This is a genomic window from Lacticaseibacillus sp. 30, from assembly GCF_053819265.1.
On the sequence record NZ_JBSOQX010000020.1, the window covers coordinates 14,548 to 35,891 of the forward strand.

The following is a 21,344-nucleotide window of genomic DNA, read 5'->3' on the forward strand; positions in this document are numbered from 1 at the left end:
ATATGTTTGTTTTAGGTGATATTTCAGGACTGGTTCAGGGAGCGATTGCTAAGTTTTTTGAATGGGCATTATCTGGTTTGTTGAACGGTTTATTCAACATCTGCAAGGCCATTATTGACCAAGCCAATCAAAGCTTGCCAATTGTTAAAACGTGGTATGCCATCTTCCTGTCCTTTGCGACATCGTTAGTCGTTGTGGTCGTCCTTGGCCGCATTGTGATGACAATTCTAAAAGAGGCAGATGAAAGTACCGATGTTACTTGGGCTAATATCATCATGGACGGGATTAAATCAGCGGCCGTGATTCCGGTTTTCGTGTTCTTACAGGGCTTTATTCAAGGTTCAATTACCTTGCCCCTGCTAAAGTATATGTTTAGTTCTGATCAGAAATTCACTGCTAAATCAATTACCGGCATGAATAAAGTTCCTGGGCTAAAAGATGTTGGCGTTTCGCTACCCTTACAGATTTTGTTTCTGCTAATCTTCACTGTCGTAACCGTCGTGTTCTTTATCAAGATGTGTGTGTTTGTGGCTGATATGGCTTGGTACAACCTGACGATTCCTTTAGCTGCAATGAGCATGGCGACTGAAAGCTTTGATTATAGTAATACGTGGTGGAAGAAGTACATTTATTACAATGCCTCCATTATTAGCCAGGTGCTTTGTATGTCATTATCAGTATGGTGTTTCACTAATATGGCTAAATACGGGTTTATTGCTTTTATTGCTTCAATCGGATTCGGTTTTCTGGTGGTCAAAACACCTGACGCCGTTAAAGACTTTTGGGCTTCAACCGGTGTGACTAAAAGTACTGGTATGGGTGCCGTGAGAATGTTTCAAAATTATTTCCGTAACCACTAGGAGGAAAAATAGTTATGAAAAAAATCGCACACTGGTTATTGGAAAAAGCCAAAAAAGATATGCGAACCGATCCTTTTACAACACCTTCACGGCGGACTAAGTTGTCTTACTATTTTGATAACTTAGTTAGCATGATCTTCTATGTAATGGGAATTTACCTCATGTTAATGGATTTATACCAAGAGCTTTTCACGGCGAACCATACCGATTTTTTAGGAACTGCGCTAATGGCCTTAGTTTTACTGCTGGGTGGCTTATTATTCCGTTGGTCAGCCTATGCAGATCTCAAAGCCATCAACCGGTATCAACATTATTTGAAGCAACAATCGATAGAGCAGCAACAAGAATTGCGCCGTGAAACTTGGTTGAAAGCGGCTGAACAAGGTAAAACAGAATTAGATCAAAAACTTAATCACAAGGAGTGAACGAACATGACCACTGTTATCTTAGCCGAAAAACCCAGTCAAGCCCGTTCATACGTCCAAGCCTTCCAAAAGAGCACAAAAAAACAGGGTTACTATACGGTTAGTGACCCTGTTTTGCCCGAGAATACGCTTGTCACGTATGGTCTCGGACACTTAGTTGAACTAGCCACACCGGATAAATATGATCGGAAATACCAGCAATGGGCCTTATCTAATTTACCGATTTTCCCCGATAAATACAAGTTTGAAGTGTCAGCTAGTAAAAAGGACCAATACGGGATCGTCAAAGACCTGTTAACGAAGGCCGATACCATTATTGTTGCCACCGATAGTGGTCGGGAAGGCTCCAATATCGCATGGTCAATCATGAACCAAGCCCAGATTGACGTTAAAAAGAAGACCATTAAGCGGCTATGGTTAAATAGCCTAGAAAAAGACGCCATTATTACCGGCTTTAAAAATCTTGGTGACTGGCACAAAGACTATTTGGCTTATAAAGAAGCTCAAACCCGGCAAATTAGTGATTGGTTGATCGGTATGAATGGTAGTCCCTTATATACTTTATTGTTGAGGAAAAATGGGGTGCGTGGGGTGTACTCAATTGGTCGCGTGCAGACGCCAACCTTGTATATGGTCTATCAAAGAGACCAGGCAATCAAAAACTTTAAGCCGGAACCCTATTTTGAACTAAATGCTGAAATTTTAGCCAATCAGCAAAAATTCGTCGCAAAATTGGACCCCTATCAGCGCTTTAAAGATGAAAAAGGTCTACTAGCATTCATGCAAGCTAAAAACGTTCAGAAGGGCTCACAGGACGGTTTAATCAAGGACGTCCAAAAACAGGCTAAAAAGCGTGCTAGTCCCCAACTATTCTCACTATCCAGTCTGCAAAGTGCCATGAATAAACGTTATCACGCCAGTGCCAGCCAAACCTTAGCGGCCATTCAAAGTTTATATGAAGCCAAGTTGCTGAGTTATCCCCGAACGGATTGTGCTTATATCACTGATGAAGAATTTGATTATTTAGTGGCTAATCTGACGAAGTATCTGGGTTTGGTCTCTAAGCAAGTCGCTTTAACCAATACCACCCCAAATAAACGTTACGTCAATGGGAAAAAGGTTGAAGAACATTACGCCATTATCATGACTAAAGTTGTGCCGACGAAAGAGAAACTAGCCAGCTTACCTAAATTACAGCAACAAGTCTATGACTTGGTTTTAAGAACGACGTTAGCGATGTTTGCTGATCCGTACGAGTACGAGGAAACCACCATTATCACCCAAGTTGGTGCCGCCAATTTTAAAGCAACCGGTAAGGTCCCAACTAAGCAAGGCTGGCAAGCTTTATTTGATGATCACAAAGCCGACCAGCAAGAAACAGCCACCTTACCACTCGTTCATCAGGGCGATCAGGTTCAAGCAAATCTGCAAACACCGCAAAAAGAAACGACACCTCCGGTACCCTTTACCGAAGGTACCCTGATTACGGCCATGAAGACCGCCGGCAAAACGCTTGATGATGAAGAAGCCCAAGCGATTCTTAAAGATGTGCAAGGCATTGGGACAAGTGCAACCCGGGCCAATGTGCTGGAAGTGTTAAAGAAACGCGGCTATCTCGTCACTGAAAAGAACAAGCTACACGTCAGTGAAGCCGGAATTACTTTATGTAAAGCGGTTGAACTCGAACCCTTGTTAACTAGCCCAGAGATGACAGCAAAATGGGAGCAAGCGTTACAGCAAATCAGTACCGAAGAACGCACCCCAGATAACTTTTTGAGCCAGATTAAGAAGTTTGTGGCGAAGTTAATTGCTGATGTCCCCACACAATTAACCGGCAATGCAGCCATTAGGCAACAAATCAATCACCAACAGCAAGCACAAAAGTCCGACAAGGTCTTCTTAGAAACACCGCAAGCGACCGTTTTAAATAAACAGAAGTTTTACATTGTAAAGCCTAAGCAAGGCGAAAGCTTTACCCTGCCCAAGAAATGGAGCAGTAAGACCCTCGGGAAGACCGCGATCAAAGCACTGGTCACCAAAGGGGAAACCAGCAAACTAAAGGGTTTCAAGAGCAAAAAGGGAAAGTCGTTTGACGCCAAGTTAAAGCTTGACGGCCATAAATTAAGTTTTGATTTTGATTAGAACCTGCCTACCGCCCTGCACTACGTTCCGGTTGGTGAACCCGTCATTTAGGTTCACTTTTACAACCCTAAAAGTAAACCCAAACAACGGGTGAGATTAACAAAGCAAAGGAGATCATAAAATGAACAACGAATTAGCAGTTTTAGCCAGTGAATTACCCGTTTTGCAAGCTAAAGGAACCTACAAGTATTTAAAAGAAATCACTGGTAACGGCGCTTATTATCAAGTAGCCTGGCAAAAAATGTCTGACGGTTACGTTGCCCTTTATGGCACGACCCCGATTCAAATAAGATCATTGCCAACATTGAATGATATTTTTGAAGATGAGGAGGGGTAACTTATGCCAAATAAAGCAGATGTTAAGGCTTGGAAAGCACAATTAGTCGCCCAGGCTGAACAGCAAATCCTAAAATTAACTGATAGTGACCAATTTAAAAAGTATCTCAATACCCTGTCTAAATTTCATCGTTATAGCGCCAGAAACATTGATTTAATTTATGCGCAAAATCCTCAAGCCACTCAAGTCGCCGGTTTTAAGCAATGGCAGAAGGCTTTTAACCGCACCGTCAACCGGGGCGCAAAAGCGATTCGGATTGCGGCTCCGATCATTAAGAAGCTAACACCAGCCGAGCAAAAGCGACTTGATACTACCGACGAACGGGCCATTGTTGGTTATCGTTACCTGCCCATCTTCGACGTGGCACAAACTAGTGGTGACCCTGTCCTAAGCGCTAAAGACTTTGTCAAAGAAAATTTGGCCGATCATCAGAATGTGACAAGCTTGTATAACGCATTCAAGGACTATCTAAACCAGCAAACCGACCTTAAAGTCAGTGAAGTGCCCTTAGCAACGCTAAATGGGGCTAAAGGGTATTTTCAACCCAGCACTAATGAAATTGTTATTGGTGGTGATGAATCCGATAATGCTTTAAAATTGAAGACGTTATATCATGAATATGCACATAGTCAGTTACATGGATTAAAATCAGCCTTTAAAGATCGGCCACGAGCCTATCAGGAAACCCAAGCCGAAGCGGTTGCGTATGTTGCCATGCAAAATATTGGTGTTGATACCAGTAACTACTCACTCGGGTATGTGGCTACCTGGGCTAAAGATAAAGCCGTGATCCATAGCGCTTTAAGTGAAATCCAGCAAGTTAGTAACAAAGTGATTGAGCTTAGCGACGGGTTAACCAAACAATTAGGCTTACAAGAAGCACAAAAAGAACCTGAGCATGATCTAAAAAAGCTATCAGCTCAGGAACTTAATAAGTCCTATCAAGGCTTGCAACAACAAATTCAACAAACAACTAGTCCACAACAAAAAGCGCAATTAAAAAATCAGTTAAACGATGTGCACCAAGAAATTAGTGATCGAACTCAAAAACAACTGAAAGCATTTGCTGAACAGAATCCGGGAATCAAACAACCTGATCCTGAATCTGATCAAAGTCTGAAACGTTAGCCAGTTTTTAAAGGACATGCTATAATAGAAACAGAAAAAAAGCCCCGCTCGAACAAGGCTTCCCGCGCAAGCCGCTTCAAAGGCGGTGGCATTAACATTAGACTAGATACTAGTCGTCCTGTAACCTGCCAAAGTTACACAGGGCGGCTTTTTTATTTGTGGTGCCTGTCGATATAGCTGAGTAGCGCGATTAAAAACGTGCCAAACAGCAACATCAACGAGAGTGTCTGGAAGACGTTCATTGACTTTGAAACCTTCCTGAAGATTATTCCATGTTCCCATGGGCCTCACCTCGCAAGGGAAAAGACAGCCACCGCCCTTAAAAATTCTTGCTTAATCCATTATACAGTTGAATTAAGTATTGTGCTTGGTCAAAGCGGTAAAAATACCGCAACTGCTGAAAATAAAGGTTATGATGCTGGTAAGAGAAAATATCGGGAATTAAGCGCCATCTAGCCGTTGATATAAACGGGTTTCCACAAGCCGTTTATATTACCCGAGCCAATGTTTTTGATCGGGACGGGGCCAGTGCGATGATTGCCTTATATGCCAATGATCTTCGCGATGTTCTAGTCGATGGTGCTAACAGTTGGCAAAGACTGTTTACACAAAAATTTGTTGTAATGTATTACTACAAAGAAATTATCAAGTACAGCAGTTACTCAAGAAACGAAAATTCATTAACAGGAGAATAGATATGCAAATAGAACCTAAGATAATGTCTCAAGTCAAAAGTATTTTAGGAGAGTTTGGAAATAAGTATTTAACTAGTAAGGGTTCCTTGAAACGAAATAATGTAATTAATGACTTGGATAAATTCGACCATGTACTGATGACAAAGCTATTTAAAGATCCTTTAATACATAAAAATTATGTAGAAAAGATAGCTGATACTGAAGTATTTAAACTTAATCAATTTATTGAGATGTTTGAATATAAAGAATTTTGGGAAGACAGTTATACAAAATATACAAACAAAATTGGTTTAACAGCTAATGGAAAATTTATTGATGAATCTGCTGATGTTGTTTTGGATTTTCCTTTTAAGGATACCGTGTTAAAAGGCGGTATGACAAAAGAAGACTTAGATAATAAAGACGTACCTGCTAATGAACCGTTTTTAAATGAAACCATTGCTAAGCCTGAAATTGATGAATTGCTGGAGCCTAAAATATTTGTTAATGCTAAAAAGTATGATCAAAACGGTGAACATAATGCATCTAGTTATTCTGATCAAGATAATTTAATTATTAAGGGTAATAATCTGATTGCTTTACATAGTATTGCTGAAAAATACTCTGGTAAAATAAACTTAGTTTATTTCGATGTACCTTTTAATACAAGCAACGACTTCCCATATAATGATAAATACACCCGATCAACGTGGCTCACTTTTCTTCAAAATAGGTTAAGAATTGCAAAAGATTTGTTAGCGAATGATGGTAGTATTTTCGTACATATTGATTGGCATGAGGATGCTTATTTAAAAATTTTATTAGATGAAATTTTCGGGGAAGATAACCTTGTTAATGAAATTATTTGGCACTATGGTTCTGGTGGAAGTTATAAGAACTCCTTTGCTAAAAAGCATGATACTATTTTCTGGTACTCTAAAACATCGCATTACAAGTACTTTCCCGATAATAAAATGGTCGGCGAAAAAAGAAGTCCTCAAAAGCGGAACAATATGAAAAAGAATGTTGATGATGATGGGAAAATTTATTATTCAATAAAGTCTGCGGGTAAAGTATATAAATATTATGAAGATGACTTGGTTACACCAGATGATGTCTGGGACGTATCAATTTTGCAACAAAAGGATCCAGAAAGGATGGGATTTAATTCTCAAAAGCCCGAAAGACTATTAGCACGAATTATAGGGGCAACAACGAAAGAAAATGACTTGGTTTTAGATTCTTTCATGGGATCTGCAACAACCCAGGCGGTAGCCATGAAGATGCATCGCCGTTTTATTGGTGTTGAACAAATGGATTATATTAGCACTATTTCGATTCCTCGCTTACAAAAAGTTATGAAGGGTGGTCAAGAAGGAATCTCAAAAAAGGCAAACTGGCATGGTGGCGGATCATTTGTCTATGCTGAATTAATGGAAAAGAACCAAGGCTATCTAAAAGATCTGCTAGCGGCTAAAGATATGAATGAATTAGATATTATATATAAACGCATGAAAGTGGGAGCAGATTTCGACTTTCGAGTGGATCTTGATAAATATGAAAATGATGCAGAACGTAAAGCTTTGTCTTTTGAAGAACAAAAGCAGTTATTAGTTAAATTATTGGATAAGAATCAACTTTACTACAACTTCAATAATATTGATGATGCCGATGTCCGTGACCTGATTTCCGATAAGGATTATCAATTTAATCAAAGCTTCTATGGAAAGAGGGACTAAACTAATGGCTAAAAAAAAAGTTATGCGCAAAATTGAACTCCCACTGGTCGATTTATTGGAAAACAAACGTAAGATTGATCTTCTTAGTAATGAAAAGCCCTTTATTATCCCAGAATATATTAAAGGTAATTTAAAGCACCAATTACGACCTTACCAAAATCAAGCTTTAGTTAATCTAGACTGGACACAGCGACAGCCATTAGCTGATTACCAATATAATCAATTACTTTTTAATATGGCCACTGGTAGTGGTAAAACAGACGTTTTAGCTGCCCTGATCTTGTATTTGTATACTGAATTTACTTATCATAACTTTCTTTTTGTGGTAAATACAAATGCTGTGGTGGCTAAGACTTATGACAATTTATTAAATACTGCTTCACCTAAATATCTTTTCTCCCAACCTTTGACTATCCATGGTCAAAGAATCGAGCTTCGCTCAGTAACTCGGTTTCCTAGTACACCAGAAGATGGTGTGATCTATTTAAGATTAGCAACTATCCAAACTTTAGCTAATGAGTTAAATACACCACGGGAAAATGGCTTAACTTATGGCGATTTAGAGAAACAGAAGTTGATTATTCTAGCTGATGAAGCGCATCATTTTTCTGCTGGTACTAAAAGTAAAGAGGACCAAAAAGAACGTTCCTGGGAATATGTCCTGGATCGTATTCGTCAAGCTAATAAACATAATCGTCAATTCGAGTTTACTGCAACTCTAGATTTACAAAATGAAGCGATTTATCAAAAATATCGTCAAAAGATTGTTTATAGATACGATTTAAGCCGTTTTATTCACCAAGGATATTCTAAACGGGTATATCGATTACAAGCAAATAACGACGATGAGAACAAAATGCTGAATGCTGTTTTGCTTAGCCAGTATCGTAAGCGAATTGCCAATGAATTAAAAATACCTGACTTTAAACCGGTAATCTTGTTTAAGTCTAATAAAATTGCGGTTTCTAAAGATGCTCGAACAACTTTTTTAAGTATGATCTCACAGTTGAATATAACGGACCTAACCGATTTTCTTAAACATCAACAAAACACTAGCCATAGTCAAGCATTGAAACAAGCTTATGATTACTGGTTATCGCAAGATTTGGGTACTGCAATTGTTGAATTAAAACGTGACTTTCAGGCTATGAATACTATTAATGTTAACGATAGTGCCAAAGAAGGAATTTTAGGCGATTTAAATGACTTGCATAATCTAAATACCTTGGAAAGTTCTGATAATCCCTTTCGGGTTATTTTTGCTGTCGCTAAGTTAAGTGAGGGCTGGGACGTTTTAAACCTTTATGATATTGTGCGGATTGGTGAACAATCCACTACCTTGAACCAAACAAACAGTGAAGCTCAGTTGATTGGTCGAGGAGCACGCTACAATCCTTTTGTTTATCAAGGCGAAAACTCTTATACACGTCGTTTTGACAACCAGAATCCTAAATATCAGTTATTAGAGAGTCTTTATTACCACACTATCAATGATCCTAAGTACCTAGATAACCTTAAGAAGTCACTTGATAAGATGGACCTACCTGTCGAAGATGATAGTGATTTTGATGTTTTTGAAACTAATGTTAAACCGTCATTTAAACACTCTAAAGTTTATCAACAGGGTAATCTTTACTACAACGAAGTTGAGCCTGTACCAGATAAAGAATTTAATTGCCTTGACCGTTATGGGGTTAATACCACCACAATGGCTGAAGTCAATTTGGTAGAGAGTACTTGGGAAACAAATTATAATGCTGTTGCTATTGAGAAAGATCCTTTAACAGAAACTAGATTTTTGTTTAAGTTTCGAGATGCCGTAATCTTAGTTAAAAAAGCCTTCTCACGTAATAAGTTCTATCGGTTTAACTCTCTGAAGCAATATATTCCTACTTTGAATTCTTTAAATGAATTTATGACAGCTGATAATTGGTTGGGAAATATTCGTTTGTATGCTCGTGTCAGCAATGGTTCACCAGCCTTAAATCGTAAGCAGCAACTTAAAGCAGTTGAACAATATTTAACTTTTGTTCAAAAACAGATTATTAATAACTATCAAAGACAACGCGGTACTAAGCGCTTTATTCCAGTTCCTATAAAATCCTTGATTAGGGACTACCAAAAGAAAGTTGCCAAACATTTTAATAAATCAGTCAGTGAAATGATCTTACCCTACTCAATGAAAAATAAACCTTGGTTTGTTTTTGAAGAAGCCATTGTTGATAAGCTGGAGAAGTCTTTAGTTGACTTAATCGGCGCTTTTGTTGACCGATTAAGTCAAAAATATAGTCAAATTTATTTATTTAGAAATGATGAACGCAATACTAATTTCAAGCTACATCAATTTAAAGGTCAGACAACTCATTATGCCGGTTTCATGCCTGATTTTATCCTCTATTTACAGAATAAAGATTTTTGTTATCAAATTTATATTGAGCCTAAGGGACCCCAATTGCTTGATCAGGATCAGTGGAAACAAGAACTCTTAGAAAGTATTCGTCCTGAAAATATTGAACTTGTTGGTGAGAATGATCAAGTTAAGCTTTATGGTGTTAAATTCTTTACTTACAACGATGGCAGAAATGTTGAGCAAGAAATAGAAAATTTACCGTAGAATTGTGAGGTGATTGTATATTGGAAGATGAAAGTTATTCAATTTTAAATCAAAGAGCTATTATAGATTTACTTATACAGGGAGACATATTCCCCTATATGACTGGATCTGAAATTCAAGATATAGGAATGAAATTTGGAGTAAGTTACGAGGAAGGTAGTCGCTGGAAAATTTTACAATCAATACTTTTTTCGTTACATAGTGGATGGTGAAAAACTCTAAAAGTACTTTCATAATAGGATTTACCAATAGTTAAGCGTATAATAAGTGTAAGCCTTATTTGCCCGAAATGCCTATGCTTTGGGATTTACCCTTGCACTTATCGCTGACCTATCGGAGGAATTGATCATGGTTTATCGTCAAAAAGCAACGCAACTGTCACTTGAATCCTTTGGAAGCGCTCTGGGAACACCGCTCAGCCCGGACAACGAGTGGGTTCAATATGCAGAATTGATCCCATGGGCCAAACTTGAAGAGGCATACCAATTACAGTTCCCTTCAAAAACCGGCCGAGCAGCGAAGCCATTTCGATTGCTTTATGGCGCAATGTTGATCAAGTTGAAGAAAGGCCTGACCGACCGCCAGGTTGTCGACGATATCCGTGATACACCAGCCTATCAGTACTTCATCGGATTACCTGAATATCGCGCTAAGAAGCCATTTGAACACACAACGTTGGTGCACTTTCGCCAACGGCTTTCAGCCATCTCAGATTTGATCCGCAACATTACTAATGACTTCACGCGCGAGCGGTTGGAGGCCGATCTACCTGAGGGGACACATGTTTTGATTAGTGATGCGACTGCCGTTCCGGTCAAGATCAAGTATCCCCAAGATACAACGCTGCTTAACCAGAGTCGTTTGAATCTCGAACAAATGGTCACAGATCTGGCCCACGGGTTAGGTGTGGAAATTCCGCGGACGTACAGACGTGAAGCAAAAGGTAAGTGGACCGCTTTTTCGAGAAAACCGCGGCGTCAAAACAAGGAACGCCGCAAACAGCTTCAGGCTCAGCTACAATACATCCGAAGAGATCTGCGATATGTGGCGGAACTGCTTGCGCAAGGCGGTCAGCTCACTGATTGGCAAGCACAGCGTCTGGAAGTGATTAAACAAGTCTATGAGCAGCAGCTCTTCATGTTTGAGAACCACACTCACCATGTCGAGAATCGCATCGTTAGCCTTCAACAGCCGTATATCCGGCCAATCGTGCGAGGTAAGGCAAAGCAGTCCGTTGAGTTTGGCGCCAAGATTGACTGTTCCATGTTGGATGGCGTGATTGATGTAGAGCGTTTCGACTTCAATTCATTTAACAAAAGCACTGATCTTGAAGTAACGCTTGACCATGCTTTTGACCTAGTGGGTGAATATCCGGATGAGGTGCTGGTCGATACTCTCTATCGCACGCGAGATAACATCAATCTGTGTAAGAAGCTAGGCATTAAACTTAATGGGCGAAAGCTGGGTCGAAAGCCCAAACATGTGGATCCGAAACAGCGCGAAGCCGATGTCAGTGCGGAAAATCGTCGCGGTGCCATTGAGCGCAAGTTTGCCATCTTGAAAGGTTCACTTGGGCTTGACTTAGTGAACACCAGAACGGCTGAGTCCTTGGTGGTAACGGTGGATAGCGCGATTGCATTGGCAAATATCGACCTCCTCCTTAAGCTTTTTTCTGTACCAATTTCTATTGTGGTCGAACAGGGTGGCCTGCATTATCAAATCAACTATAAAGTGACTGAAATTCGGCCAGAAACCGCAGCCTAAATCACCAGGCACTAAGTAAGCGGGCGTGACGATCAGCCAAAGAAGGTGATGGCATGGCCAAACAATTCAAGCTGGATGGCAGGATGTATGAATTTGTAACCAAAGCGGAAGACCACAGCCATTTTCAAGCCGGCGAGATCGGCATTTTTCGATTGCCCGGCACCCAGCAGTATTTCACTATGCCAATGTCAGAGCTGATTGCCCGGATGCAGGATGATAGTGCGGATTGGGCTCGGCGACTAGCGCTTTTTAAGACGCGGTTTGTGAACCGAACCGATGTTTATGCCAAGCGTTATTTTAAAGATGGGCATAAGAAATATAGCCCAGCTGGTCCTTTTGAACATGGCCGCCCGTCATTGAAGGTTCATTATCCGTTGACTGATGACATCATCCGCCGCCATTTGGATACGAAAACAGATTTCGCGATTGGGCTCTACCCGCTAGACGCCGCCAACAAAACCAAGTTCCTCGCGCTAGATGTCGATGGCCATCAAGCGACCCAGTTGTGGCAAGCCCTCACGACATCAATTGTCAAAGTTTGCCGTCAAAATGGGCTTTCGCCGCTGATCGAATTATCGCAGTCTGGTCATGGGTGCCATGTGTGGTTATTCTTTGATGAGCCGATTGCAGCGACTGATGCCCGAAAGTTGGGGGATGCGCTGCTCAAAGCCACGCAGGCCATTGACCCGCGGCTGCCATTTTCAGCCTTTGATCGTCTTTTTCCTGCGCAGGACCAACTGAGCGCTGAGCAACTAGGCAACTTAATTGCAGCGCCGCTGGAAGGCCAAGGAGTTCTGGCAGGACACACGGTTTTTGTCGATCCATTATTTACGCCGCTTAAGGATCAGTGGCAAGCGTTACAAGCGGTCCCGCTGCTTTCATTGACCACGGTCCAAGCAGTGACAACAAAACTCGAACAGCGGACGGGCTTTCAATTCTATGATAGTGAGCCGTCGCAACCTGATGATCTGTTTGCACAGGGGTATCACATTGATCAGCCGATTACAGTCATTCGAGATAGCGAGTTGCATCTTCAAAAATCTGACTTATCGGCTCATGATATTCTTCACCTCAAGTGGTTAGCGTCATTTCGTAATCCGGAATTTTATCAGCGGCAAGCCAACAAAATGCCAGTCAATCTGACGCCGCGGATTATCTCACTGTTCAGGGAAACCACGACCGAACTCATCTTACCGCGCGGACTTCAAGACGAATTGGCTGGTATTACCGCACACCTTCACTGGGTTGAGCGGCTGACGCCCGGTTTACCCTTACATCTTCACTTTAATGGCAAACTCTACCCGAATCAGCAGAAGGCATTTGCCGCGATGACGGCTAACCCAACTGGCTTACTCGTTGCTCGGACCGGTTTTGGCAAAACGGTCATTGCGGTGCGCTTGATCGCACATTTTGCGGTTAGTACACTCATTCTCGTACCCAATAAAACGCTGGCTGAGCAGTGGATCGCGAGCTTGAAAGACTTCCTTACCATTCAGGATCAGCCGGTGGTTCATGAGTTCACGCCATCCGGCCGCAAACGCCATAAGGAACCCATTGGCACGTATTTTGGGGTGAAAAAGAATCCAAGTGGGTTGATTGATGTCGCCACAATTCAGGCAGTAGGCAAGTTGCCGGACAAACAGGAGTTTTTAAACCGTTATGGCATGGTCATTAGTGATGAAGCGCATCATAATGCTGCTGTGACATTTGATGATGTCATTCGCCAGGTTCGAAGCAAGTACCTATACGGCTTATCCGCAACCCCACAGCGTCGGGATGGCCAGGATCCGATCCTTGGACTGCGATTCGGCCCAATTCGGTTTAAGACTGAAGTGGTCGATCCTAAGTACCTGGAAACTGTTCAACGAACTGTCATTCCACGGTTGACGAATCTCGGGATGACCACTATGGAAATTCTGCAAAACGGTTTTTCTGAGAATCAAACTGCCATGATGAATGACCCTGACCGCGACCAGCTCATCTTACGCGATATTCGTCACTGTCTGAAAGATGGCCGCCACATCTTAGTGCTGACACGCAGACGGGAACACGTTGACCAGTTGTATCGCCACTTGCCAAAAACTCACGTATACCGCCTGTATGGCAAATTCTCCAGCAAGTAACGCGCGGAAGAAATCAAACAAATTAACCGGGATAATGCGCCCTACGTTGTTCTGGCCACGACGAGTACTGGCGGCGAAGGCTTAGACATTCCTACCCTCGATACGATGATTCTCGCTATGCCAGTGGGATTCGGCGGAAATGTCGAACAGTACCTTGGGCGGTTGAATCGGCAGCTCGCCAAGAAGAAAAGTTTGCGAGTATTTGATTACGTCGATATGTTCGTGCCCATGTTGTTGCGGATGTATCAAAAACGGAAGAAGGCATATCGGCGGCTGGCTTATCAAATTGTGCCAGATGAAGACTCTAATCAAAAGGGCCTTCAAATCTTCGACGGCAATTACCAGGTGGCACTTGCAACCGCGGCTGCATCAGCGCAGACATTGCTCATTGTGGCGCCACGATTGAAACCATTTTTGACCACGCTAATTGAAAATGCTGCCGCCCGTGGCTGTAATGTCCGATTAGAGACCCAAACAGAACCTGAACTGACGCATTCTGCTCAGATTGAAGTAACCCAGTATGCGGACAATCTGCCTAACTGCATCATTATTGACAACCGGCAACTGTGGCTGTCGGCCGATCTCGGTTTTGCCTTCAATCGTGGCATGACCTTTCGCCTTGACCATCCAGAACTTATTAAACAGTTCAAGGCAATGTTGCTGGCAACTCAAAGCGACTGGCAATTATGAAATTGCCAAACGCAACCCCAAATCAGCAGATGCAACCAGCAGTTGTCAGTTTGCCACGCAAGGATGGTGGCGGCGTTGTGCTTTTGGTGGCATCATTAAAAAGCTAGTCCGGATTCAAAACCATCATGAGGAGGGCTCAACATGTTCAGTGAAAATCTCGTCAGCTTACGCAAGCGGGCTGGCTTGTCACAGGAAGATCTTGCCAACGCCATCGATGTCAGTCGTCAAACCATTTCAAAATATGAAACCGGTGCCGCTGAACCAAGCCTGGCGCGGTTAACCAAACTGAGCGCTTTTCTCAACGTGTCAGTGGATCAGTTGGTGGCTCAACCGCTGGCGCCTGTTTCAGCCACACCTGCTACTTCAAGCACTGGTTTGATGATTAAGTCCGCGCTCACCGGTACCCTCAGCGCGGTGATCAAATTTGAGATTGCCACAGTCGCTTTTCCCGGGAAATATGGACCCCGCGCTATGCTACTGGGAGCCAACGCACTCGGCTTTTGGAATGAGGCTTGGGTTGTGCTTGGCTGGTACGCCACCCGCCAAGACGCAGCGCAAGAAATACAGGCCATTGAGCAAGCCATGCGCGCGGGCCAGCGAACTTATCAGTTGCACCACAATGTAAAAGTTAGAAAAACGCGGTTGTTTGGACGCCGCGTGATTGATGGGGTAGGAGAGTGAAGTTACCGGCCACGGTTGTTCAGCGGCAGGCCCGGACTATGTTCACAAACTGCCGCTCAATCACGAGAATGACTGACCAGCAAGTGCGAAGTGGCGATAGCGGGCCACAATGAGGTCCATGATAATTTGGTAGAGAAAGGCATGGGTCTGAATGCTGGTGCGATGGGGGAAAATAATGGCGTCATCAATATAGGGCAGGTTTGCGAGTGTAACGTTGGCAGTAATCGCGAAAATCGTGGCTTTGGTGATGCGATTGGGGCTTCGTGTCTTTTTTGCTTAGAGAAATACTGCTATATTTCTTAGCCGCTTGCCCATGAATAGTATGATTTGTTCTGACTGAAAACTTGAATGGCCTGATACATATGGTAGCCCAAAACTTGAGAGCGAAAGTCTTCATCCTCAAATCCTGGAATATGGGGATCGCGGAGAATTTGGACTGGCGGTTTTAACGAATAAGGGAGAGGCTTAGCTCTAAGATGCAATGGTCTGGGATCTTCAATTGGCCATGAAAGATCAACAACCGCCACGCCCCATTGTTCAAACCCTGCACTTGGCGTTGGAGCTGGAGAAAGGGGAGCCCAGTAGAATTTGAATTTGGTACCCTTTCGGTTGATCAGAAAATACTTACCGTTCATTCGCATTTCTCCTTTATATGGATATTACGATCCTGAGGCTAAAGTAGCTTCTGTTAGTCTTGTTATTAAAATAAATCATTGAAGGTAGTCGATAAAACAGCGGAACATTTTATGCAGAGACTTTGGTATCTGAAACTTGAAAGCTCGGATTCACGTTAAACACGCGTGGATTCGGGCTTTGTTGGCAAAAACTGAAACTTGAAACCCCAATAGTGCTCTGAACCCTTGGCAATTATTGGATAAGGGCAGAAATAACCTTGATCTAGTCAGATCTCCAAAAGGGTGACCAGATTCTTCGGAAGAAAACTGACAAAATGATCAACAATGTTATTTATTATGCCTTCTACACTCCCCATCAAAGTGGCACCCTGAGTAGCTAATGCCTTTAGAAGCCATGCCAGTGCTTGCGTCACCGCAATATCTGGCATGGTCTCATCCATTTCGTAAAATAAGTCACCAAGGGTCCGATCATCTTCATTTGGACGCTGTTGCCATGCTAGTAAATCATACGTGATCATGACCACTGCCAAATGACCACAGAGGTCGTCATAGCTTTGAATCTGTGACTTGTCCAAGCGGAGATACTGTTTGGCTATTTTGAAGTACCCTTCAATCTGCCACCGCCGACCGTACATTTGAATAATTTCTTCTGGGCGCAAACTAATTTGTGTCGTCGCTAATACCAGATAACTGCTGGCATTCTTCGGATTGGTCACGAATACCAGTTTAAGCGGGTATTCTTCTTGCGTACCATCATCCATCACGACATAAGCAGTCACGATTGGACTGTACAGATAATTCTGATGCGTTTGCCGGTGGGCATCGCGGAGTCGTATAAAGACCTTTAACAGAGTATAACCAGCCACGATAACGATAATAGCTCTTCTTCGTGCGTTTGATCAGCTAATGCCCGCTAACCCCTTTGCTTTAAGGTATAAAACATCCGCAGTGAACTGAACCAACTGTCAAAAAACACGTAATGGGCGAGAAGATGATTGCCTAGAGCCTGGATCAGTAATTCGACAGCGACATCGTTCATCTTACGTTGGGTTTGTGCTCGGCGTTGTTCTGCAATCGATTGGTCACTGTTGTCTTCGCTGGGTTGCCCAGTCGCTGGCTAGCACGCTTAGAAGACAATTGCCATCACTCCAAGCCAAAGTAAGTGCCCGGAACCCACGTTGGGAAACCTGGTCGTCATGGTTGAAGGCGCGGACCAGTAGATCCATTTTGGTGGAATAGTCCCGGGCAAAAAGTGTGTCATCCAGAATGAACGCCAATCGTCGTCTATTATCAATGTAAGGTTTAAGATGTTTGATAATGGCGTCACCAACCAGATACGTTAGCCGTTGCCAATTAGTGCGTCCATCGTTCAGATCATTGCGAACTGTCCGAATCGTAAAGTTAGGAGTCGACATGGCGCGATAAAGGGACCGTCCCAGAGACATAGTTTGGCTTAACCACTCCAGCACCTTGGTGAGTGAAATCGATGAGTGTCTACGAAAGTTGGCCTTTCTGGTTAGCTTACTCAACCTCACTAAAGACGAAAAACGATGAATAATATTCTGGAGTCCAATTCAGTCGATGCATGATCTATCATACTCATAGCGCAACTCTCCTCTGTATCAGATTTTTGTTCGAATCAAGTTTACAGCGCAGGAGAGTCTGCTTTTTTGGGCCAATAAAGCCCAGAACCACGTGTACTTGACGTGAATCCGGACTTTCAAGCTTCAGATGAGTGTTAGCTTGTAACAAAGTTCTAGGTGTATTGAACTTTCCCTTGAATTTAAAAATGGTAAGCGTTATCATTACTTAGTAAGTTTGTTATGCTAACTAACCGGATGAAGATACGAGGGGGAGGATACTGAAGAATGATTACGATTAAAGAACATTCGATCGAACAGCGTTACGATGACGAATTACTTGTAATTGAGCCCTGGGGAAAGAATTCCTTACGCGTTAGAGCATTTCCTGATCAGCAATTCAGTAATGGAGACCGGGCGTTACTTAAGCAGCCTGAGATTGAGAGCAATCTTTTAACCATCATCAAAGAAGACGATTCTGCCAGCATTCAATATGGCGATATCAAGGCTGTCATTGACCATCGACAACGCCTGACTTTTTATAATCAGGATGGCAAAGTGCTATTGAAGGAGTTCATTCGTCAACGCGCAGTTAAGCACGATGATGGTAGCGAAGATGCTGGGGCAGTTCAGGCAACAAAGGACTTCAACTCAACCTTGAAGTTGAAGGCAAGGGAATATCAGGGCAATGACGGCGGTGATTTCAAGATCACAACTAGATTTGAATCTGATCCAAGTGAAAAAATATTCGGCATGGGACAGTATCAGCAACCATTTCTGGATCTAAAAAACACTATCTTGGAACTTGCACAAAGAAATTCGCAGATTTCTGTTCCATTCTATATTTCCAACTTGGGTTATGGCTTTTTGTGGAACAATCCGGGAATCGGACGAGTTACATTTGCAAAAAATTTAACGGAGTGGGAAATGCCTTCGACCAAATACATTGATTATTGGATATCAGCAGGTGATACGCCGAAACAATTAAGCGAACAGTATGCAAAGGTCACAGGGACGGTTCCAATATTCCCGAAGAAGCTGTTGGGCCTCTGGCAAAGTAAACTGCGCTATCGGACATCACAAGAAGTACTAGATGTGGTAAAGAAATACCATTCCAAAGGTATTCAGTTATCAGTAATTGCAATTGACTATTTTCATTGGCCGAAACAGGGTGAGTATCGATTTGACACAGAATATTGGCCTGCCCCAGCGGCTTTAGCGACCGAACTTAAAGACTACGATGTAGAACCGATCGTTTCGGTCTGGCCAACCGTACAAAGTGACGCTAGGAACTATCAGCACTATCTTGAAAATGGTTATCTAGTCAAAGTCAATCGTGGAGTTCGCATGACAATGCAAATCCAAGGAAACACAGTATTTGTTGATATGACCAACAAATCAGCTAGAGACTATGTGTGGAGCTTGATCAAAAATAATTATGCAAAGAACGGTTTCGTACGTTATTGGTTGGATGTAGCCGAGCCAGGTTACTCGGCTTATGACTTTGTCAATTATAGGTATTCCAAAGGGACTGACCTTCAAGTAGGAAATCTTTACCCAATCGATTATCTAAAAATGGTGTATGAGGGAAGCAAGAATCAAGTAGATTCAGTTGTTACTTTGGTGAGAGGTGCATGGGCGGGTGCACAACGCTATGGCGCTTTGGCATGGTCCGGAGACATCGATTCCAGTTTCGAAGCACTACGTAATCAAGTAAATACCGGCTTGAATATGGGTCTGGCTGGGATTCCTTGGTGGACGACAGACATTGGTGGCTTTCACGGTGGACATCCAGAAGACCCAGAATTTAGAGAATTATTGATGAGATGGTTTGAATACGCAACTTTCTCCCCAGTATTACGTATGCACGGGGACCGCCAGCCTCACAGTAAGCCATTGTCACTCAGTGGAGGTGGATCAATGGTCACGGGTGCACCGAATGAGATTTGGTCATATGGGCCGAAGGTGGAGAAGGTGTTAACCAAGTTCGTCAAAATTAGAGAGACCTTGAAGGATTACCTTGAGAGTTTAATGGTAATTGCACATGAAAAAGGTTTACCACTTATGAGACCATTATTTTACGAGTTTCCACAAGATCGTGAAGCATGGTCGGTTGACAACACTTACATGTTAGGCAGTGCCCTGTTAATTGCACCAATTCTCAATTACCAAGAACGAAGTCGAGGCGTGTACCTTCCAGCTGGGACTGATTGGGAGAACCTTTCGACCGGAGAAACCCTCTCTGGTGGTCAAACTTTGAAGATTCCAGCCCCAATCGATGCAATTCCTGTTCTTAAAAGAACAGATAGTGATCTGGATGTCGAGGATCTAAAAAAACTATTGAATGAGGGGACGAAATAATGCATCCACAAATTTGGCAAGTCGTGCTTATTATCTTATACGGCTTTTTCATGAACTATGAAAAGAATTCGACCATGTTTAGTACCTACCAGCCTGTGACTGCTGGTTTTATAACGGGATTGATTCTAGGAGATATGCAGACGGGTCTCTATATTGGGGGCACGCTACAGTTAATGTCCTTAGGAATCAGTAACTTTGGCGGTGCATCGATTCCTGACTACCAAACAGCCAGTGTGGTGGCTACATTCATCACAATTACCACAGGACAACAAGCTTCAGTCGGGATCTCTATTGGGATTCCAGTGGCGCTACTAATGGTCCAATTGGATGTTATTCGAAACACAATTGGGATCTGGCTCGTACATCAGGCCGAAGATGGAGCAAAAAAACAAGACTACCGGAATGTAACGGTCATGCAAATGATCGGTGTTTTCCTGACAATGGCTACAACAGGCATTCCGATTGCTCTTGCTGTGATCTTTGGGCCTTCATTAGTGAATACAATTTTGCAACACACACCTGAATGGCTGACAGGTGGCTTATCCGTTGCTGGTGGGCTCTTACCTGCAGTTGGTATTGCGTTACTGCTTCGTTATTTGCCGGCAAAGGAATATATCAGTTACTTGGTCATTGGTTTTGTTCTGGCTGTTTATCTAAAGGTTCCACTGCTTGGGGTCGCCCTTATCGGTGCAGCAATTGCATTAATCATTTACAAGAACAATATTAACAAAGAGCAGAATAGTAACAACAATAACAATGCGGGAGGCATGATGGAAGATGAATAACTTAGACACGAATCCAGCAAAAGTAGATCCGAAGACACGCAAGCGTGTTCTCTGGCGATGGTTTTTCACGAGCTCTGTCTCTTCGAACTATGAAAAGATGCAAGCATTGGCATATTGTTACGCCATGTTGCCATTCCTAAAAGTGGCTTATCGAAACCACCCGGACAAACTACAGAAGTCAGTCTTGAACCATTTACAGTTTTTTAACACGAACCCGTGGGTCGCACCATATATTTTGGGGATTAATGTGGCTCTGGAAGAGAGCGGTAACGACGATACAGATGAGGCAGTAACCTCAATCAAAACAGGGTTAATGGGACCAGTGGCAGGCCTTGGAGACAGTCTCTTTGTAGTTATTCCTTGGACCATCTTCGGTGCGATTGCAGCAAATATGGCCTTGCAAGGCAGCCCTGTTGGAATCTTCCTTTGGATTGCGGTTAGTGTTGCGCTGAAGATGTTAAGCGTGCCATTATTCAATATGGGCTATACGTCTGGAACGCGTTTAATCAGTACGATTGAAAAGAGTCTCAAAACGTTGACAGAGAGCACTGCAGTGCTTGGCTTAATGGTAGTTGGGGCTTTGATTCCGTCAGTAGTAAAAGCCACGGTTGCTTTGAACTTTTCACAAGGAAAATTCAACATGAAAGGTCAGGCAATTTTGGACCAAATCATGCCAGGGTTGATACCTGCCGCCCTCGTGGGTGTTGTTTACTGGTTGCTGAAGAAAAATGTTAAGCCAATCTGGCTGATTTTAGGCGTGATGGTATTTGCAGTATTAATGCATGTCTTAGGAATTCTAAAGTAAA

General features: G+C 42.7%; 16 protein-coding genes and 2 pseudogenes. 15 read left to right on the forward strand and 3 right to left on the reverse strand.

All coding sequences use genetic code 11. The annotated features are described in order from the left end of the window. Positions 1-2: 2 nt before the first annotated feature. The 5 genes from ACWPAB_RS11985 (at position 3) to ACWPAB_RS12005 (ending at position 4,892) form a co-directional block, all read left to right on the forward strand. A complete protein-coding gene (locus ACWPAB_RS11985; protein ID WP_016381857.1) occupies positions 3-860 on the forward strand; it encodes a conjugal transfer protein TrbL family protein in 858 nt (285 codons plus the stop codon). Between the two features lie 14 nt (positions 861-874). After that, positions 875-1,285, forward strand: coding sequence for a hypothetical protein (locus ACWPAB_RS11990; protein ID WP_016381856.1), 411 nt, complete (start codon positions 875-877; stop codon positions 1,283-1,285). 6 nt (positions 1,286-1,291) lie between these two features. Next, the gene (topB, locus tag ACWPAB_RS11995; RefSeq protein ID WP_016381855.1) at positions 1,292-3,427 is read left to right on the forward strand and encodes a type IA DNA topoisomerase; all 2,136 of its coding nucleotides are present in this window, start codon (positions 1,292-1,294) and stop codon (positions 3,425-3,427) included. Between the two features lie 121 nt (positions 3,428-3,548). Next, positions 3,549-3,764, forward strand: a complete 216-nt coding sequence (locus tag ACWPAB_RS12000; protein WP_016381854.1) for a hypothetical protein — start codon at positions 3,549-3,551, stop codon at positions 3,762-3,764. A 3-nt stretch (positions 3,765-3,767) separates the two neighbouring features. Beyond that, complete coding sequence (locus ACWPAB_RS12005; protein WP_016381853.1) at positions 3,768-4,892, forward strand: ArdC-like ssDNA-binding domain-containing protein; 1,125 nt, start codon at positions 3,768-3,770, stop codon at positions 4,890-4,892. A gap of 152 nt (positions 4,893-5,044) precedes the next feature. On the opposite strand, the gene ACWPAB_RS12010 is transcribed toward ACWPAB_RS12005, so the two are convergent. Then, the gene (locus ACWPAB_RS12010) at positions 5,045-5,134 is read right to left on the reverse strand and encodes a putative holin-like toxin (protein ID WP_107791768.1); all 90 of its coding nucleotides are present in this window, start codon (positions 5,132-5,134) and stop codon (positions 5,045-5,047) included. Positions 5,135-5,252: 118 nt separating this feature from the next. Here ACWPAB_RS12010 and ACWPAB_RS12015 point away from each other — a divergent pair. The 7 genes and pseudogenes from ACWPAB_RS12015 to ACWPAB_RS12045 all read left to right on the forward strand — a co-directional run. After that, positions 5,253-5,482, forward strand: a pseudogene (locus tag ACWPAB_RS12015) (transposase); the annotation flags it as partial. Positions 5,483-5,589: 107 nt separating this feature from the next. Beyond that, positions 5,590-7,305 (forward strand): site-specific DNA-methyltransferase, encoded by a 1,716-nt coding sequence (locus ACWPAB_RS12020; RefSeq protein ID WP_016381850.1) that lies wholly within the window; start codon positions 5,590-5,592, stop codon positions 7,303-7,305. Between the two features lie 4 nt (positions 7,306-7,309). Continuing rightward, positions 7,310-9,919, forward strand: a complete 2,610-nt coding sequence (locus ACWPAB_RS12025) for a DEAD/DEAH box helicase family protein (protein WP_016381849.1) — start codon at positions 7,310-7,312, stop codon at positions 9,917-9,919. A 348-nt stretch (positions 9,920-10,267) separates the two neighbouring features. Beyond that, on the forward strand, positions 10,268-11,683 hold the full coding sequence (locus ACWPAB_RS12030) for an IS5-like element ISLrh2 family transposase (protein WP_016381848.1): 1,416 nt from the start codon (positions 10,268-10,270) through the stop codon (positions 11,681-11,683). 53 nt (positions 11,684-11,736) lie between these two features. After that, positions 11,737-13,806, forward strand: coding sequence for a TOTE conflict system archaeo-eukaryotic primase domain-containing protein (locus ACWPAB_RS12035; protein WP_050569250.1), 2,070 nt, complete (start codon positions 11,737-11,739; stop codon positions 13,804-13,806). Positions 13,807-13,911: 105 nt separating this feature from the next. Then, positions 13,912-14,496: a DEAD/DEAH box helicase gene (locus tag ACWPAB_RS12040; protein ID WP_049152621.1), complete on the forward strand. Its 585-nt coding sequence runs from the start codon at positions 13,912-13,914 to the stop codon at positions 14,494-14,496. 141 nt (positions 14,497-14,637) lie between these two features. Then, positions 14,638-15,177 (forward strand): helix-turn-helix domain-containing protein, encoded by a 540-nt coding sequence (locus tag ACWPAB_RS12045; protein ID WP_016381847.1) that lies wholly within the window; start codon positions 14,638-14,640, stop codon positions 15,175-15,177. A 299-nt stretch (positions 15,178-15,476) separates the two neighbouring features. Here ACWPAB_RS12045 and ACWPAB_RS12050 read toward each other — a convergent pair whose 3' ends face one another. After that, positions 15,477-15,812, reverse strand: a complete 336-nt coding sequence (locus ACWPAB_RS12050) for a hypothetical protein (RefSeq protein ID WP_016381846.1) — start codon at positions 15,810-15,812, stop codon at positions 15,477-15,479. Between the two features lie 266 nt (positions 15,813-16,078). Continuing rightward, positions 16,079-17,415 (reverse strand): annotated as a pseudogene (locus tag ACWPAB_RS12055) (IS4 family transposase). 265 nt (positions 17,416-17,680) lie between these two features. Between ACWPAB_RS12055 and ACWPAB_RS12060 the strand changes: the two are divergent. Genes ACWPAB_RS12060 through ACWPAB_RS12070 form a run of 3 tightly spaced genes read left to right on the forward strand, consistent with a single transcriptional unit; the run spans position 17,681 to position 21,343 of the window. Then, positions 17,681-19,753: a glycoside hydrolase family 31 protein gene (locus ACWPAB_RS12060; protein WP_016381844.1), complete on the forward strand. Its 2,073-nt coding sequence runs from the start codon at positions 17,681-17,683 to the stop codon at positions 19,751-19,753. Then, entirely contained in the window at positions 19,753-20,538 is a 786-nt protein-coding gene (locus tag ACWPAB_RS12065) for a PTS mannose/fructose/sorbose/N-acetylgalactosamine transporter subunit IIC (protein ID WP_016381843.1), read from the forward strand. The genes ACWPAB_RS12060 and ACWPAB_RS12065 overlap by 1 nt, the downstream gene beginning before the upstream one ends. Next, the gene (locus tag ACWPAB_RS12070; RefSeq protein WP_016381842.1) at positions 20,531-21,343 is read left to right on the forward strand and encodes a PTS system mannose/fructose/sorbose family transporter subunit IID; all 813 of its coding nucleotides are present in this window, start codon (positions 20,531-20,533) and stop codon (positions 21,341-21,343) included. The genes ACWPAB_RS12065 and ACWPAB_RS12070 overlap by 8 nt, the downstream gene beginning before the upstream one ends. Position 21,344: the final 1 nt, after the last annotated feature.